Source organism: Alteromonas sp. MmMcT2-5, assembly GCF_022348315.1.
In the GTDB taxonomy this organism is placed as follows: domain Bacteria; phylum Pseudomonadota; class Gammaproteobacteria; order Enterobacterales; family Alteromonadaceae; genus Alteromonas; species Alteromonas macleodii.
This window is the reverse complement of sequence record NZ_JAKRFB010000018.1, coordinates 56,483-73,461: the sequence shown is the minus strand read 5'-3', so window position 1 is coordinate 73,461 and position 16,979 is coordinate 56,483. Positions and strand designations below refer to the sequence as shown.

Here is a 16,979-nt window from a genome sequence, read left to right as displayed (position 1 = left end):
CGTCCATAAAAAAATCCGATATCAGTTACCTGATACCGGATTTTGAAGCCTTGAAAAGATCGGTCAACCGATCATTAAATTCTTAACTGATCGGCATTAACATTGATGTGGCTTTTTTCGTTTCTCGCAAATGGAATGTTTCGATTTAAGCTAGGACATAATAAGCTCGGCGAGCCTAAAGCCCGTACTGCTGCTTAAGCGACTCAGCCCTTTGTTTTGCAGCTTCAGACTTAAACTCTCGACTTGCTAGCTTGCGCGAGGCAAGCGCTTTTTTATCGAGTTCAAGCAACACACTCACGTGATTTAAATACACATCGTCGTTCGCAATAGGACGTGCAGAAACTTCTTCGTACAGTTTGAGGGCAGCGGCTTTATCACCTTTAGCAACATAAATTTGCGCTAGCGTATCTACTGCGTCAGCGTTCTCACGTTGCAGTGATACGGCTTTTTTAGCGAGTTCTTCAGCTCGAGTAAGGTTTTTATCTTCAAACGCCAAATACGCTAAGTTGTTTAAGACAACAAAGTTATCCGGTGTTTTAGTTAGCACCTGCTCGTAGGTTTTAATGGCTGCAGCTCTGTCTTTGCCGATTTGACGCTCTGCTAACAGCATTGCACTTGGAATGTCGTTACTGTGCGCCTGAACGTGTTTTTCAAGAAACGTAAATGCCTGAGCTTTTTTACCCGACATCTCAAGTGCCGCTATCAATAACAAAGCGTTATCTGAGTTAGGCGTAGCGTCATAGGCGGCTTGGGCATGCTCTACAGCTTGCTCAGGCGCTTTATCGATAAGATGCAAGCGCGCTATTACGCCTCTAACGAAAGGCAGAGCCTTAACATCATCGGCCGTGCTATTGATGATATCCCATGCAGGTTTAGCCTGCCCAAGTCGGCTGTGAAAGTAAGCTTTCAATAACGTTAACTGTGCATCTGGGCGTTTAGCCAACACCTTATTGGTTAACGCCAGCCCCTGGTCAAACTGCTTTTGAGAGTCGATAATCAACAACTTACCCAATACCGCATTTTTATCTTGCGGGTAAAACGATAGCCAACGATCGAAAAACGCTGTCGCGGCTTCTACATTGTTGGTGGCGATAAGCGCTTGACCCTTTAAGTTCCAAAACGCTTGTGGCGACGCTTCATTACCTTCGACATCTGACAAAAGCGAAACCGTTTTATCAAGCTGACTATTCAACGAGTACATTCTTGCAAGAAGAAGTCTTAAATTCAGATTTGTTTTGTTGGCGTTGAACTGTGTTTGAGTATACTTGATAACGTCCTCTGCGTTCCCCTTTTCCGTTGCAAGGGCAAACCAAAGCGCTAGCGCCTGTACATCGGCGGGGTTCTTATCAATAAAGGCGCGAACAAAGGAAATCGCGTTATCTTTTTTACCTTCGGCTACCAGTAATTTAGCGCGAGAGTAAAACACCTCATTCTTTGCACCTTCTAGCTCGCTGGCTTTATCTAAATATTGGGCGGCCTCTTGGTAGGCTCCCTCTGCCGTCGCAATATTCCCTAGGTAAATAAGCGGAGCTGCAGTTTCAGGTGACTGTTCATGCCACTCTTTCGCCGCACTTTTTGCTTTTTCAAGCTGACTAGTAGCAATGTAGGCGCGAAGTAATGTGGCTTGTGACGTCACAGACTCTGGTGACTGCTCTACGGCTTGTTCAAGATTAACTAAGCCATCAATATCATTTAGTGATAACTGCAAAACACCTAAACGAGATAAATCTTCTGCTGTGGTACTCACCGCTTCAGACTTTGCCACCATTTGCTGTGCACCGACTACGTTACCGTCTTTTAAAAGCTGATAACTTGCCTTAGAGAATAGTGCGGCATCAATACCTTGCTCGCCTTCTACCCTCGCTAATACTTCAAGCGCTTCATCATTTTCACCGAGCTGCAGCATGCTGTCTGCCAGCATACGAAGACCAGGGTGATTATCAGGAAGACTAGAAGCCACCATTGTCAGGTGACGCTGTGCCGCCTCAAAGTCTTGTATTTGATATGCACTGAAGCCCGCAACCAAACGCACGACCTGATCACTTCTTCCATTTTGAACGGCAATTTCCAAGTGCTCAAGGGCCTTAGCATAATTCTCGTTGGCCGACTCAATAATGCCTTTAAAGGTATTAAGCAGCGGATGGTTTTCATTTAAGGTCAACAAGTCATCTACAATAGGTTCTGCTTTGTCGAGCTCTCTTATCTCAATCAGTAGCGCTGCATAGGCAAATTTGCTGGTTACGTCGTCAGGGTACTGACTCACATACACGCCGTAGACTTCGGCAGCTTTACTTGGCTCACCTTTTTGAAGATAAATTTTTGCTAGCTGTTGTAGCACGTCTTTATTGGTGGGGGCTTGTTCTCGCAGCTTCTCGGTGGCGGCTAGCGCTCCATCCATGTCGTTGTTTAAAACAAAGGCATAACTATCAATAAGGCCTTTATAAACTGAACTCGTATCTAGGGTTGATAAATCAGCCTGTAGCGTTTGAGCTTCTTCGTTTTTACCTAGCTGCATTAAAGCCTGTAGCTTATAAAAACCCACCTCGGCTGATTCAACTGCTGACATCCCTTCTGCGCGATAATCTACTTCGGCCAGCGCATTTTCTGCCCCTGACTGTTGGTAAGCGACCGACAATAAAGGAATGACTTGGCTAACAGGATGCCCAAGTTCCATTGCCTTGTTGAGTTCTTTTTCGGCAGCTGAAAAATTACTTTGCTGCAAGTACAGCTTGCCAAGTTCGAAGCGTGGTGCTGCTGCATCTGGCGCTTTTTGAATGGCGTTTTTATATTCAACAATGGCGGCGTCAATTTGTTGAGAAGAGGCGTAGTTCCTTGCATCTGCCAAATGGCTTTCCATTGATTTTTCACTACATCCAGATAAAAACACGCTGGTCAGCATTACTGCTAACGTTGTGCGTTTAAGTAATGTATTGGATTTCATTTTTGTCATTGTAATTCCTTGCCCTACCTCAATTTTTTATTGTCACATCGCTACACATTGAAAATAGCGCATGGTGTATTGTCTATTATTTCATCTAAACTGTGCAATTTCGTGGCAACCTTGCCATTATTCGAATATAATATGGTTTTTTGCAACACTGCTGGCAAGCATATCGCGAAATACGCTACGAATACGCTTCATAAACTCGCCCGAAAGGCCAGTTCATCGCTGTATAGCGTCTTGCGATAATAAACCGAAAAAGTACGGTTTAATCGTATGCCGCACCCTCCTTACTTAATGCACCAGGATCCTTAATGACCACAACTGTCGACATGACATTTAAAGACCTCAATTTACCAGAACCTATCTTACAAGCCCTTGAAAAAGTTGGCTACGAGAAACCGTCTCCTATTCAAGCTGAGAGTATTCCTCTTCTACTTGAAGGTCACGATTTACTCGGTCAGGCACAGACAGGGACAGGAAAGACCGCTGCGTTTGCCCTACCTATGTTGGCAAATATCGATCCTGAGCAACGTAAGCCGCAATTACTGGTATTGGCCCCAACCCGTGAACTAGCTATTCAGGTTGCAGAGGCGTTTCAGGTTTATGCGAGCTTTAGTCAAAAAATTAAAGTACTTCCAGTATACGGCGGTCAGTCGTACGACAACCAAATTCGCCAGCTTAAGCGCGGCGTTCAGGTTGTTGTAGGTACACCAGGCCGTATCATCGACCATATTAAGCGCAAAACGCTAGACTTAAGCGAACTTAAGTTCTTAGTGCTAGACGAAGCTGACGAAATGCTTCGTATGGGTTTTATCGATGACGTTGAACTTATTCTTAGCCACGCACCAGAAGAGCGCCAAACCGCACTGTTCTCGGCAACTATGCCTGGCCCAATTAAGAAGATTACTCAGCGATACTTGAAAGACCCTAAGCACATTAAAATTGCGTCTAAGGTAAGTACAGCTAGCACCATTCGCCAGCGTTATTGCCAAATTGCACCACACCACAAGCTTGAAGCGCTAACGCGTATCATGGAAGTGGAAGTGTTCGACGGTATGATCATATTCGTACGTACGAAAACCGCTACGGTTGAACTAGCAGATAAACTCTCTGCTCGTGGTTACGACGTAGAACCACTAAACGGTGATATTCCTCAGGCAGCTCGTGAGCGCACTGTTGAAAAGCTTAAACAGGGTAAAATTGATATCCTTGTCGCTACCGACGTTGTAGCCCGTGGTCTTGACGTTGAGCGCGTAAGTCACGTTATCAACTACGATATCCCGTACGACAGCGAATCTTACGTGCACCGTATCGGCCGTACGGGTCGTGCTGGTCGTCAAGGTGATGCGATTCTATTTATCTCTCATCGCGAAAAGCGCTTGTTATTCTCTATTGAGAAAACTACTAAGCAGCCTATTGAAGCAATGCCAATTCCTTCAATTAGCGAAATTAATGAAACCCGTTTAAGCCGCTTCAAACAATCGGTTGCCGAAGCAACCCAAGATGATAGCATTGAATCATTAATGCCTATTGTTGAGATGATTAAAGACGAAAACGAAGCGTCTCCTGAAGTATTGATGGCGGCACTGCTTAAAATTGCGCAAGGCGACGAACCGTTAATTCTTAAAGAATCAGATCGTCCAGATATTAACAGCAAGCCTCAGCGCGATAGCCGCGAGAGAAACTCTCGTGACCGTGATGGTCGTGAGAGAAAGCCGAGAGTACCTCGTGGAAACCGCAAGCCTGAAGAAGGCATGCAGCGCTTCCGCATTGAAGTAGGTCACGTACATGGTGCGAAGCCTGGAAATATCGTTGGGGCTATTGCTAATGAAGCAAACATAAATTCGAAGCACATTGGCGCTATCGAAATTTATGACAACTTCAGCACGGTAGACCTTCCTGAAGGCATGCCTAAGGAGACGCGCGATACGCTACAGGGCACCCGTGTTGCTGGTCAGCGTTTGAATATTCGCGAATGGTCAGATACACCGCCGGCTAAAGGTCGTGGCGATCGTGGTAACCGTGGTGACAGAGCGCCTCGCGGCAATCGTGAAGACCGCCCTAATCGCGGAGATCGCGAAAACCGTAAGCGTAAGAACTAAATAGCAATACATTCAGCCTTTATATAACTAATAGCAATATAAAGGCTGTTTTCGTTGTTTTCTAATTAAAAAGAATTGGCGCAAAATAGTGTCAGTTCTTTTTTTGTATTTGAAGCTAAGAAAACCTTTATGGATTACTTTCCGTTATTCCTAGACGCCAGAAAACTCAATGTTCTAATTGTTGGGGCTGGTGAAGTAGCTGCCCGTAAGCTAGAGCTTATTATGAAGACACCTGCGACCATCACCGTGGTGGCGCCTTGGGTTTGCGATACGGTGAAGCAATTGGCGCAAAATGACAAAGTGACACTTATTGAACGCGAGTTTGAAAATAGTGATCTCACCCATAAAGATATGGTCTTCATTGCCACCGACAAAGGCGATGTTAATCAACATATTCACGACTTAGCGCGCGCTAACAAAGTGTTGGTGAACGTGGTGGACAATACGCCGCTTTGCCAATTCATCACCCCCTCTATTGTTGACCGCTCTCCTATCGTTATTGCTATGAGTAGTGGTGGTGTAGCGCCTGTTTTGCTTCGTTATTTACGTCAAAAGTTAGAGACTGTACTGCCTGCTAACTTAAGTCGACTTGGCGCATTTTCTGAAAAATTCCGCGAAAAAGTAAAACAAACGCTTAATGGCGTTACCGCTCGCCGATACTTTTGGGAAGACGTGCTCGATGGTGACATTGCTGAAATGGTAGAAAAGGGCCAAGACAGCAAAGCCGATGATGCATTCGAATTAGCACTGCAAGCCGCGGCTCAGGACAAAAAAGTAGAAGGGCAAGTGTATTTGGTGGGAGCAGGTCCTGGCGACCCCGATCTTCTTACCTTTCGCGCCTTGCGCTTAATGCAAAAGGCCGACGTGGTAGTCTATGATCGCTTAGTATCGCCGCAAATTCTTGAGCTTGTACGCCGTGACGCTGAGAAAATCTACGTGGGTAAGGCCAAAAGCAATCACACGCTTCCTCAAGGCGACATTAACCAACTAATGGTTGATGAAGCTAAAAAAGGCAATCGTGTGGTGCGTTTAAAAGGCGGCGACCCATTCATATTTGGACGTGGTGGAGAAGAAATTCAAACCCTCATTAAGCACGGTATTGAGTTTCAGGTTGTGCCGGGCATTACCGCCGCAAGCGGGGCATCTAGCTATGCGGGTATTCCCCTAACTCACCGCGATCACGCCCAGTCTGTGGTATTTGCCACCGGTCACCTAAAAAATGGCACTATCGACCTCAACTGGCCTGCCCTTGCACAGAAGAATCAAACCGCTGTGTTTTATATGGGTTTGACAGGCTTGCCGATTATCTGCGAAAAGCTCATTGAACACGGTCTTGATGCCAATACGCCTATCGCTTTAGTTCAATCGGCGACTACCGAAAAGCAGGCGGTACTAACAGGCACGCTAAGCAATATTGTGGCTAAGCAAGAAGAGGCGCAATTACAGCCTCCTACACTTATTATCGTCGGTTCAGTTGTTAGTTTACGTGACGAACTAAACTGGTACCAATAATCCCTTCCTACCCCTTTGTGTAAATAAAGGGGCTCTGTACCAGCTTTCCGCTTAAGAACAGCGGCAGGCCTACGCAAAACATGTACAAAGTATTCAGCAACAACTCAGTGGTTTACCCACTAATCGACAGTTTTTGAATCAAGTAGCACAATCCCAAGGTCTCTCAATGCATTATTAACGGCCACTGCCCTTTGCTAGGGTAATGGGCTGGCACGACCCAAGGCAAAGGCTTCAAAATAGCCTTTACCTTGTTTTTTTCATTTTCACGCGCATACTCACAAAATGAGTGATCAATTATTGAGTTACCCCAACGATAACAATGAAGCTTCATACTTCCTCGAAAAAAAAGAACATTTGGCGCTTTATTAGCGAGGTAACGAGATACCTCGGTCTCGCTACGATCCTAGTGGTTTTCCATGTTCAGCATGCGCTCTCTGAACAACTCGAGTTCAAAAGAAAGAAGACTGATACCGGCATTCAGTTCTATTACGAATGGATTGACGGTGCGAAGCAGCAACATAACCTCAGGTTTGAAATTCCCTTTGAGTCAATTGAAGACTTGCCGCTCAGGCAAACTAATTACAAGCCCAAAATAGCACAGCGACACGTGACTGTTGCGTTGACCAAAGCAGCAAAGGCTATCGACCCCAAGGACGCAAAAGTAACAATCAAGCCCATGAGAGAAGCCATTAATATTAAAGTGTCGGGGACTGACGAAGAGAAAATAGAAGACGTTCAAGCGCATTTGCGTGACGTACAGCAAAACGCTTACGATAGCTACTTGCATGAACATTACTTTACGCGCTTTACGACCATATTTAACCAAAGTGCCATAAAGCCAGATCACCTGCGTTACATCTCTGAGTCAGTAAAACCTTTGGTGTCCGTTTCTCAAGCGTTTTACGAGATAGTCGCGTCTGAGTCAGATTCTAGAGCCTATTTTTCTTTAATTCTCAGTTGGCTGCAAAGCATCCCTTACGACACGTTAGAAGATAGAGTCGTGAGTAATGGCTCTGGGTATGCGCCGCCCATAAGTGTGCTTATGCAGAACCTAGGGGACTGTGACAGTAAAGCAGTGTTAGCGTCTTCAATGGTAAGAGCTTTTTTACCCACTACAAAGATGATTGTACTTTACCTGCCCAACCACGCCTTGCTTGGAATTGCATTAACCCCCATGGCAGATGACCGAACCATAGAGCACGATGGCGACGTTTACGTGCTCTATGATCCTACGGGTCCGGCACTCATTCCTTTCGGGCAAGTATCCGAAGATACAGAGCGCAACATTGTGACCGGGCGCTACCAAGTAGAAGTAGTAGAGTAAGTTTCATCTACATTTGCCTGTTATTCCCTGAATAGAACATCACTTCATTGCCAATCACACTGTTGGTAGATTTATCGATAATAACAAAGCTAACAGATTGCATGGTATTAGCCATTGGCGACAATGCTTCAACTGAAAACGGCACATTTCGCTTTTCGCCTGGTGCTACGTTTATAGTCGGTACGTTAATAAGCTGCATATCTGATGGCGTTTCTATAGCAATTTCATAGGTTTTGGCCACGCGGGATTTATTTAAAACGGTTAACGTATAAGTGTTTTCAATGTGTCCCGCGTTGTTCTCTCTGTAGAGCGCGTTGCGGTCACGGCTAATTGAAGCTTCGAAGTCCTGCCTGTCGATAGCCCACTCGCCCATTGCGAGCAGTATGGCAATGATTGCGGCGCCGTAAAGATAGTTAGTAAATTTACGCCCAGAGTTTCTGCCGGCTCGCGAAAAATTGATAAGTTTGAGTGGATAGCCAAATTTGGCCATGACCTTGTCGCATGCGTCAATACACAGGCCACAGTTAATGCACTCGTACTGAATTCCTTCACGAATATCTATGCCTGCCGGGCAGACTTGAACGCATAATTTACAGTCGACACAGTCTCCCAGGTCTTTGTGCTGTGAAAAACGCTTTCTTGGTCCGCGACTTTCTCCTCTCGCTTCGTTGTAAGTGACCAATGACGTACTGTTATCAAACATCGCAGCTTGAAAGCGAGAATAGGGGCACATATGCGTGCACATTTTCTCTCGAAGCCAACCTGCATTGGCATAAGTGCAAACGGCAAAGAACATTGTCCAGCCTGAAATTAACGCTGGCGCAGAGAAAGTAAAAAACTCCGTATATAGACGAGATGCCGGATAGAAGTAAGACATAAAAACCAGCGCAGTAACAAGGCTTAATGCCAACCATGCACTGTGTTTTGCCCCCTTTACGACTACTTTTGTTAGTGAGCTAGGCTGCTTATCTAAAGCCTTGCTTTGATTGTGCGTACCTTCAATACGGCGCTCTACCCAATTGAAAGCGAGAGTCCATACGGTTTGAGGGCATGTAAAGCCACACCATACTCGCCCGTAATGACGGGTGACTAAAAACAAAACAAAAGCCGCAAGAATAAACAGAAAGGCAAAAATCATGAGGTCTTGTGGATACAACACCCATGCAAAAAGCGTGAGGGTTTGACGCCCCACGTCAAACAAAATCGCCTGCTGTCCTTGGTATTGAATAAAGGGGAGCGCAACAAACAGCGTCACTAATACTACATTCAAGTATCGACGTATTTTTTGAAAGTGCCCGGTTTCCTCACGGATATAGATTTTTTTGCTTTCTACGGGTGTACAAGCAATGATGTCTTCTTGCCGAATTTTAACTGCCGTCATTAGCTTTCTCCGAAAATTTTGCGCTAATGGTAGGGATTTAAGGCCGTTAAAATAGAAACAGATTAGGGGTTTCTTTATAGATCAGTTGCTTTAGATTTTAAGGCGTAGATATTTAAGGCGTAGACTTTGAAGTCGCAGATTTTTAAGGTGTATGTTTTTCTTGTTTCAAACTTGCTCCCTTTACAGAATGTGCAAAAACTACGGTTTGCGTTACGCAGATTGATAACACGTTATTTATGAAAGACTTTTTATAAATAACGAAAGCTTAAGCAGTTGATTGCGCTTCGCTTCATTCAGAGCAAACGACGCGTTTAAACGAAAACAATGGTTAAATTCATTGGTTAAGCTAAACAGTTTTCCAGGCGCAATTGTGATGTGTAAACGCAACGCTTCTTTATAAATAGCCATTGCATCAACATGCCCCCGGCATTCCACCCACAAAAAATAGCCGCCGCTATGTGTATGAATAGTCGCAACGTCTGATAGAAGGTCGGTAAGCAGCGCCGTTATCGTCTTCTTACGAGTGATGAGTTTTTTTCGCAGCTGCTTTAAATGAGACTCGTAATTTTTTGTGGATAAATAGTCTACAAGCGCAAGCTGTATCGGCGCACTGGTTGCCAATGTACTCATAAGCTGCTGTTTTTGTATTTCAAGGGCACGCTTACCTGCGGCGACCCACCCTATTCTGTACCCTGCCACTAAAGACTTGGAGAACGATGAACACAACATGCTATCTCCCTCTTTCATAAAATGCTTAATTGGCAGAGGTGGACGCTTATCAGCATAAAGCTCGGCATACACATCATCTTCAATAAGGGCAACATTGTACTTATCGAGTAACGCGGCCACCTGCTGTTTTTGAACGTCACTCAATGAGTATCCAACAGGATTTTGAAAGTTGCTCATAAGCCAGCAGGCTTTAACATTATGATTTTTAAATGCGCGCTCAAGTGCAGCTACATCCAGGCCAGTGTTGGGTGATACCGTTACAGTAATCGCCTTTAGACCTAAACGTTGAAGCGCCTGCAGCGTTCCGTAAAACACCGGCGACTCGACCACCACCCAGTCTCCTGGTGTGGTGCATGCCTGCAAACTCAAATTCAGTGCCTCTAGCGCACCAGCGGTAATAATGATTTCATCAGGCGATATATTCACGCCTTTGGCGGCATAGCGCTTAGCGATGATTTTTCTAAGGTCCAGGTTACCTGGAGGCAAGTTATCCATGGCGCTGGTCAAGGAAATTTGCTGGGCGGCAGCTGCAATAGACTTATTTAAATGTTGCCTTGGATAAAGGCTTGGGTCGGGGTAAGCAAATCCTAAACTGAACATGTGGGGGTCGCGAGAGGCCTGCAGCACTTCATATACAAAGTCGTTAATGCTGACGGCTTCTGTGGCCTGTACACGTTCTTTTGAGGCATTGCTCGCTTTAGCTGTTACCAGAAAGCCCGAACGTTCTTGGGAGCTTACTATGCCTTGGCTTTCTAACATCTGATAGGCGTGCAGCACTGTCATTAGGCTGAAGCCTGTTTGTGCTGCCTGTTTGCGAAGCGATGGGAGTTTTTCGTTTTCTACCCACACGCCGCGTTCAATCTGCTCTTTAAGTTGGTGAGCTAAAACTTCGTATTTAGCCACGTTATACTCCGATAGTTCCCACCAGCGGAGTATAACAGTGAGGACAGTTTTCTGTTATAAAAACAATACTGCCAATTTACGCATTATCTTAGGTTATAGATTTTCTTCAGCAAAACTCGCAAGACGACTTCTTACCACGCCGTCTAGGTTAATGGTGGCACTGCCCGAGAAGTCTTTAAACTTCTCAACCAAGTAAGTAAGCCCCGATGTCACTGCGCTCAGATAGTTACTGTCTATCTGCGCCAAGTTACCGCCCACTATCAGCTTCGTTCCTTCACCACAACGTGTGATGATGGTTTTAAGCTGTGACGCGGTTAAGTTCTGCGACTCATCCAGAATCACAATCGCATTTTGAATACTTCGGCCTCGCATAAAGTTTACCGACTTGTACTGAATGTTGGCTTTTTCCATGATGTAATTCATAGAACCTTTGGTATTTTCGTCGTGCTTGTGGAGTACTTCCAAAGAATCGGTAATTGCTGCCAACCAAGGCAACATTTTTTCTTCTTCCGTTCCCGGCAAGAAGCCGATGGACTCAGCAATTTCCGGCGTGCTTCGCGTGACAATGATTTTGTCATACATGTTACGCTCTACCACCATTTCAAGGGCTGCCGCTAACGCAAGTAGCGTTTTACCACTACCGGCAGGGCCTGTGAGAATAACCATATCAATGTGTGGGTCTAGCAGCGCATGAAGCGCCATGGCCTGCCCTATATTTTTGGGTGTGATGCCCCAGGCATGACGACCCATCAAGCGTTCGTAACCTAAATCCAACACCTCTAAGTGATCGTCGGTAATCTCTTCTACCAAGCCAGCAAATTGCTTAGTTTCATCTAGTAGGAACTCGTTTACATACGCTTCTGGCAACATAGACTTGGGGATGGTGTGAATCGTATCGCGTCCTTCGCTGCGACTATCCACGCTCTTTACGCTGTCCCAAAAGTTACCTTCAAAGGTGTGAAACCCGCGAGATAAATATTTGATGTCAGTAATTAGCTGGTCGGTGCGGTAGTCTTCAACATGAGCGAGGCCTGCCCCTTTCGCTTTAAGGCGCATGTTTAAGTCTTTGGTAACCAACACCACTTTTTGCGGCGCAAACGTCTTTTGCAAGTGCAGCGCTACGTTAATAATGCGGTTGTCATTCTCGTTGCTGGTAAAGACTTGCTGGGCTTCGACCATATTAAGGTCGGCGAATATAGATAGACTCCCTGTAGGTGCCGTTTGACCCGCGCCCAACCCTTCCATCGATACACCCGCTAGCATATCTTCTGGCGTTGCGTCGTGGAGCAAATCCTCCATAGCCCGAATGGATACCCGTGCATCACGCGCCACGTCTTTTTTGCTGTCTTTGATGTAGTCAAGCTCTTCCAATACGGTCATTGGAATAACAACGTCATGTTCTTTAAAAGAGAGAAAAGCGTGAGGTTCGTGCAGCAGAATATTGGTATCGAGGACGTAGATCTTAGTATCGGTAGAATTTTTTCTTGGCATCCTTCACTCCGGTAAATAAAGCCAGGTTAGCCGTATTATTCATTTATGAACGCACGCGCTAACAAGCTACAGTTACGGTTGTAGGAGAATGCCGCTCGAAACAGGACTTCTTCCCCTACTCGCGTCGACTGAGAAGCAGTACTACTCTTTCTGCCTCAAAGGTTCGTTTGTTAAATTAGCGAACCCTTAATTCCACCATAATCCAGTTTTTGAGATTTAGCACTGTTTTTTCTTTTTTATTTTTCGTTAGAGCAAGTGATAAGCGAAGAGCAGTCCCTTCACGTAATATGAGATAGCACAGCGCTCCAACGGCTCGTGCTTATAAAAACGGACACTTCAATCTTTATTATTCATGCGGGATGATAATGCACCGCGCCATCGATAGCGTGGTGCAACAAAAAACGTTAGGTGAGGAGTCGCTGTTCACCGTATGGAAGCGACTTCAAAAAGCAGTGAATAGTGGCATGCCACCTGGCACAGCGACGTTCCTAACCTTGTTAGAGCCCTACAATGCACCTGAACTTATCAAAGCCATCAACAATGCAACGAGCGATGATGCTTTCAAAGCCATTCAAGGAATTGAAACTTTGTACCAGTTACTTGAGTAGGCTACTTAATGAAGTAGCCTATTGCTTTATATTCGCCATCAACTTCCACCATAGAAAGGGTCTCTACTTTCATTGTGGTCTGGGAATCAAAGTCAGTGGTGAACGACAAAATTAGGTAGTTTCCTTTAGGCAATCCAGGCAGTGAAGTTGGCGCTTGCGCTAACGCAATTTCCCTCGACTTGACTGCCCCCAATGGCTCCCTGACTAGCTGCATCGCCTCTGTCCATTTAGCTATTGAAATACCGCTTCTAAAAATAGCCCCACTCTCTTTCCAGCTTTGTTCATATTCACCGCTGTCGATAAGTTCCAGCCAACTTGTTGCATCTTCAAGGACTTCGCTACTGACATTAACTGGCTTACCTTCTTCAATTACTTGGTTGTTACCATTGTTCGCATTGACCGTTTGCGCATAATAAATAGCAGCAAACAAACTGATGGCGAGCGCTAGCGTGATCCAAAGAACATGTTGGGGATTCAACGACGTTGGCCGGTCACCCTGCAGCTTAATTGAATGATGAGCTGCGGCATTCTCGCCCGCAGTAGAAGTTTGCGAGGTTGGCTGCCCTTGAGCATGACTTGTAGTGGCGTGGGTTTCACCCATTAAAAGCGCATCGGGCGTCGTTTCGAAAACTGAAGCAAGTGCGCCTATTTAATCGTGTGAAGCAGATTGTGTTTTCTCAATTCGCTGAATAGTACGCAAACTTAATCCAGACACATCTGCCAGATGCTGCTGACTCCATGCCCTAGCATTGCGAAGTTGTATAAGCTTTTGACTGTCTACTTTCATATCCATCTCGCGCTTCCTCCTGTTAGCTGCGATTCACATACGTTAAGAACGTAACGCGGTTAACAGTAAGAAATATCCATGGTTAGTGATACGACAGTTTTACGCCAACCCTGTGACAAAGCAAGCCTGATAGGCACGTCAACGTTCTTATTCTTTTGCTACCAGCATTCTCGTTGTGAAGCAAAGAAGGCCTACTAGTGCTAATCGTCTTGTTAACGCAGGGCATAGGTACTCAATCCCCCCACCTGCAACCGCAAATCAAATGAGCTAGTATTAATGACTTATCACAACGCAATGCGTACAATACCGCCCCCCGAAAAATAGGTTGGTGATTTATGAGTTCAGATAGTCAATTTTCAGTTGGTCAGCGTTGGTTAAGCAACACAGAAATAGAGCTGGGGTTAGGTGTCGTTATTGGTAGCGACTTCCGTTCTGTCGAAGTGTTGTATCCAGCAACAGGCGAAGCGCGAAAGTATACTAAGCAAGATGCGCCGCTTACGCGACTAATTTTTGAAATTGGCGAAACGGTCAAAAGCCAAGACGGCTGGGAAATGACCATTACTGAAAAAGAAGAAAGCCAAGATCTTTTCATCTATCACGGGCTTCGCGAAGACACCAAAGCGCAAGCGCGATTACCTGAAACCATGCTAGACAGCCACATTCGCTTGAACCAACCTGAAAAGCGCCTGTTCAGTCAGCAATTAGACAACCCTAAATGGTTCGATTTGCGCGAGCGTGCTTTAGATCATCAATACGATTACTTACGTTCAAACACCATTGGTCTTGCAGGTGCGCGCATATCGCTTATTCCGCACCAACTCCACATTGCGTCAGAGGTAGGCGGCAGACACGCACCTCGCGTATTACTTGCCGATGAAGTAGGTCTTGGTAAAACCATTGAAGCCGCGTTGATTATTCACCAGCAGCTTAAAACAGGCCGCGCAGAGCGCGTGCTTATTTTGGTTCCAGACTCGCTCATGCACCAATGGTTAGTTGAAATGCTTCGTCGCGTTAACCTTCCTTTTGCCATTTACGATGAAAGTCGTTGCGAGGCTATAGAGAAGAGCGAAGGCTTACAAGATGACGAAACATCTGACGCGAGCGCTGTGAATCCATTCGAAAACGACCAGCTAGTACTTTGTAGTATCGACTTCCTAAGCAAGAGCGAAAAACGCCAGCAGCAAATTCAAGCTGCAGGATGGGATTTAATGGTTGTCGATGAAGCCCATCACCTTGCGTGGTCAAGTGAGGCTCCCTCTGCAGAATACTTGTGTGTGGAAGCGCTGGCAAACCAAACGCCAGGCGTATTACTGCTTACCGCAACGCCTGATCAACTTGGTCACGAAAGCCACTTTGCCCGCTTGCGCCTGCTCGACCCGGCTCGCTTCCATAGCTACGATGCATTCTTAGATGAAGAATCGAAATACAGCCAACTGGCCGATGCGGTAGCGCCATTACTTTCAGACGCCAAGCCTAACGACAAACAACGCAGCAAACTCGCAGAATTCGCGCCTGACGTAATGGAACATGCGGGTGATTTAAGCTCGCCGGAAAATCGCCATGCGCTGCTGCACCAACTTATCGATTGTCACGGCACAGGCCGTATGCTGTTTAGAAACCGCCGCGCCAATATCGAAGGCTTTCCGATGCGTAAATTAAGCGCTTACGAACTGACTTTGCCTGAGGTTTATTCAGATGCCGTGAGCGGCGGCGACTTAACCTATTCACTGTATCCTGAACGTATGGCAAGCGTGGTTAACAGCTGGACCAAGCAAGACCCGCGCGTTGAATGGCTGCTTGATTTCATGCAAAGCGTTAAACCAGAAAAGATTCTGCTTATTTGCGCAAGCGCCCGTACAGCGCAAGAGTTAGGTGAGGTTATTCGCACGCAAACCGGCATTCGCCACAGTGTATTCCACGAAGGCATGAGCATTGTGGAGCGCGACAAAGCGGCCCATTATTTTGCCGATGAGGAAGACGGCGCACAAATTCTACTGTGTAGTGAAATTGGTAGCGAAGGCCGTAACTTCCAGTTCGCTCACCATTTGGTGCTGTTCGATTTGCCTATTACGCCAGATCTGCTTGAACAACGTATTGGTCGTCTTGACCGTATTGGCCAAACCCAAACCGTACAAATTCACGTGCCGTATTTAGCGAAAACCGCGCAGCACGTATTACTAGATTGGTATCACGAAGGGCTGAATGCCTTCGAAGAGACCTGCCCCACGGGCTCTGGTGTATTCGACGACGTTAAGCCTCTGCTTATTGGTGCGTGCTTACACCCTGACGATATGAGCGCGCGTGACGAGCTAGTGAATATGAGTGTTACGCTTAATAGCCAGCTCGTAGCGCAGCTTGAAGCCGGTCGCGATCGTCTTCTTGAGCTTAATGCCTCGGGTGAAGGCCGCGTAGAACAACTGCTTGAAGACATTATTACCCTTGATAGCGAACAAGATTTGTCGCGCTTTATGGGTCGCGTTTTCGATGCTATCGGTGTTCAGCAGGATGAAAAAGGCAATGACTGCTTTATTCTTATGCCAACCGAGTCGATGGTGAGCCAGCTTCCAGGTCTTGACCCAGAAGGCATGACAGTCACTTACAAGCGCCGTGTTGCCACCACGCTAGAAAACGTGCAGTTTTTAAGCTGGGATCATCCACTTGTGCATACCGCCATGGACGTAGTACTCACCGACGTACACGGAAAGAGCAGCATGGGCTTCATTGCCGAGCCGTCTTTGCCAAAAGGCGCTTATTGGGTTGAGGCGTTGTTTGTGCTGCAAGCGCAAGCGCCTAAAGCGCTTCAGTTAGGCCGCTTCTTACCTCAAACGCCCGTGCGAGTGTGTTTAGATGCGCAAGGAAACCCGTCTGAATTGAGCTTCGACGTTAAGCGTAAAATTGGACGTAAGATCTCGGCTCAGCTTCTAAAAGCCTTGCAACAGCCGCTTGAGCTTGCCATTGAAAAGGCGCGTAAGCTTGCCCATCAGCAAGCCAACCAAAAGCAACACGACGCACTTAACAGCATGCACAGCACGCTTAACGAAGAAATACAGCGCTTACGCGATCTTCAAAAACGTAACCCTGCAGTACGTGACAGCGAAATAGAGTTTATTGAAACGCAAATGAGCGCCCTTGATAAAGTAATTCAGGATGCAGATGTTCAGCTGGACGCCATTCGTATTGTGGTAAATAACCCGTAGC

Annotated in this window: 11 protein-coding genes; 5 read left to right on the top strand and 6 right to left on the bottom strand. The window is 46.1% G+C overall.

What is annotated here, in order from left to right; genetic code table 11:
- Nucleotides 1-175: 175 nt before the first annotated feature.
- Complete coding sequence (gene prsT / locus MHN09_RS09845; RefSeq protein WP_061094174.1) at nucleotides 176-2,950, bottom strand: XrtA/PEP-CTERM system TPR-repeat protein PrsT; 2,775 nt, start codon at nucleotides 2,948-2,950, stop codon at nucleotides 176-178.
- Nucleotides 2,951-3,255: 305 nt separating this feature from the next.
- Here prsT and MHN09_RS09840 point away from each other — a divergent pair, with 305 nt between their 5' ends.
- The 3 genes from MHN09_RS09840 (at nucleotide 3,256) to MHN09_RS09830 (ending at nucleotide 7,882) form a co-directional block, all read left to right on the top strand.
- Nucleotides 3,256-5,046 (top strand): DEAD/DEAH box helicase, encoded by a 1,791-nt coding sequence (locus MHN09_RS09840; RefSeq protein ID WP_239240468.1) that lies wholly within the window; start codon nucleotides 3,256-3,258, stop codon nucleotides 5,044-5,046.
- Nucleotides 5,047-5,175: 129 nt separating this feature from the next.
- A complete protein-coding gene (gene cysG / locus MHN09_RS09835; protein WP_239240465.1) occupies nucleotides 5,176-6,558 on the top strand; it encodes a siroheme synthase CysG in 1,383 nt (460 codons plus the stop codon).
- A gap of 319 nt (nucleotides 6,559-6,877) precedes the next feature.
- Entirely contained in the window at nucleotides 6,878-7,882 is a 1,005-nt protein-coding gene (locus MHN09_RS09830; protein WP_239240462.1) for a hypothetical protein, read from the top strand.
- A gap of 7 nt (nucleotides 7,883-7,889) precedes the next feature.
- Here MHN09_RS09830 and ccoG read toward each other — a convergent pair whose 3' ends face one another.
- The 3 genes from ccoG to MHN09_RS09815 form a co-directional block, all read right to left on the bottom strand.
- On the bottom strand, nucleotides 7,890-9,263 hold the full coding sequence (gene ccoG / locus MHN09_RS09825) for a cytochrome c oxidase accessory protein CcoG (RefSeq protein WP_187447282.1): 1,374 nt from the start codon (nucleotides 9,261-9,263) through the stop codon (nucleotides 7,890-7,892).
- A 234-nt stretch (nucleotides 9,264-9,497) separates the two neighbouring features.
- A complete protein-coding gene (locus MHN09_RS09820) occupies nucleotides 9,498-10,895 on the bottom strand; it encodes a PLP-dependent aminotransferase family protein (RefSeq protein WP_239240459.1) in 1,398 nt (465 codons plus the stop codon).
- 93 nt (nucleotides 10,896-10,988) lie between these two features.
- Nucleotides 10,989-12,386: a PhoH family protein gene (locus tag MHN09_RS09815; protein ID WP_014978266.1), complete on the bottom strand. Its 1,398-nt coding sequence runs from the start codon at nucleotides 12,384-12,386 to the stop codon at nucleotides 10,989-10,991.
- Between the two features lie 365 nt (nucleotides 12,387-12,751).
- On the opposite strand from MHN09_RS09815, the gene MHN09_RS09810 reads away from it, so the two are divergent.
- A complete protein-coding gene (locus tag MHN09_RS09810) occupies nucleotides 12,752-12,994 on the top strand; it encodes a hypothetical protein (RefSeq protein ID WP_239240456.1) in 243 nt (80 codons plus the stop codon).
- Nucleotide 12,995: 1 nt separating this feature from the next.
- Here MHN09_RS09810 and MHN09_RS09805 read toward each other — a convergent pair whose 3' ends face one another.
- Complete coding sequence (locus tag MHN09_RS09805; RefSeq protein WP_239240453.1) at nucleotides 12,996-13,595, bottom strand: DUF4019 domain-containing protein; 600 nt, start codon at nucleotides 13,593-13,595, stop codon at nucleotides 12,996-12,998.
- Nucleotides 13,596-13,643: 48 nt separating this feature from the next.
- The gene (locus tag MHN09_RS09800; RefSeq protein WP_239240450.1) at nucleotides 13,644-13,787 is read right to left on the bottom strand and encodes a helix-turn-helix transcriptional regulator; all 144 of its coding nucleotides are present in this window, start codon (nucleotides 13,785-13,787) and stop codon (nucleotides 13,644-13,646) included.
- A 329-nt stretch (nucleotides 13,788-14,116) separates the two neighbouring features.
- On the opposite strand from MHN09_RS09800, the gene rapA reads away from it, so the two are divergent.
- Nucleotides 14,117-16,978, top strand: a complete 2,862-nt coding sequence (rapA, locus tag MHN09_RS09795; RefSeq protein ID WP_061094167.1) for an RNA polymerase-associated protein RapA — start codon at nucleotides 14,117-14,119, stop codon at nucleotides 16,976-16,978.
- Nucleotide 16,979: the final 1 nt, after the last annotated feature.

Coding starts and splice junctions, on each gene's coding strand:
- prsT (WP_061094174.1), bottom strand. CDS start 2,950: ATGACAAAAATGAAATCCAATACATTACTTAAACGCACAACGTTAGCA.
- MHN09_RS09840 (WP_239240468.1), top strand. CDS start 3,256: ATGACCACAACTGTCGACATGACATTTAAAGACCTCAATTTACCAGAA.
- cysG (WP_239240465.1), top strand. CDS start 5,176: ATGGATTACTTTCCGTTATTCCTAGACGCCAGAAAACTCAATGTTCTA.
- MHN09_RS09830 (WP_239240462.1), top strand. CDS start 6,878: ATGAAGCTTCATACTTCCTCGAAAAAAAAGAACATTTGGCGCTTTATT.
- ccoG (WP_187447282.1), bottom strand. CDS start 9,263: ATGACGGCAGTTAAAATTCGGCAAGAAGACATCATTGCTTGTACACCC.
- MHN09_RS09815 (WP_014978266.1), bottom strand. CDS start 12,386: ATGCCAAGAAAAAATTCTACCGATACTAAGATCTACGTCCTCGATACC.
- MHN09_RS09810 (WP_239240456.1), top strand. CDS start 12,752: ATGCACCGCGCCATCGATAGCGTGGTGCAACAAAAAACGTTAGGTGAG.
- MHN09_RS09805 (WP_239240453.1), bottom strand. CDS start 13,595: ATGGGTGAAACCCACGCCACTACAAGTCATGCTCAAGGGCAGCCAACC.
- MHN09_RS09800 (WP_239240450.1), bottom strand. CDS start 13,787: ATGGATATGAAAGTAGACAGTCAAAAGCTTATACAACTTCGCAATGCT.
- rapA (WP_061094167.1), top strand. CDS start 14,117: ATGAGTTCAGATAGTCAATTTTCAGTTGGTCAGCGTTGGTTAAGCAAC.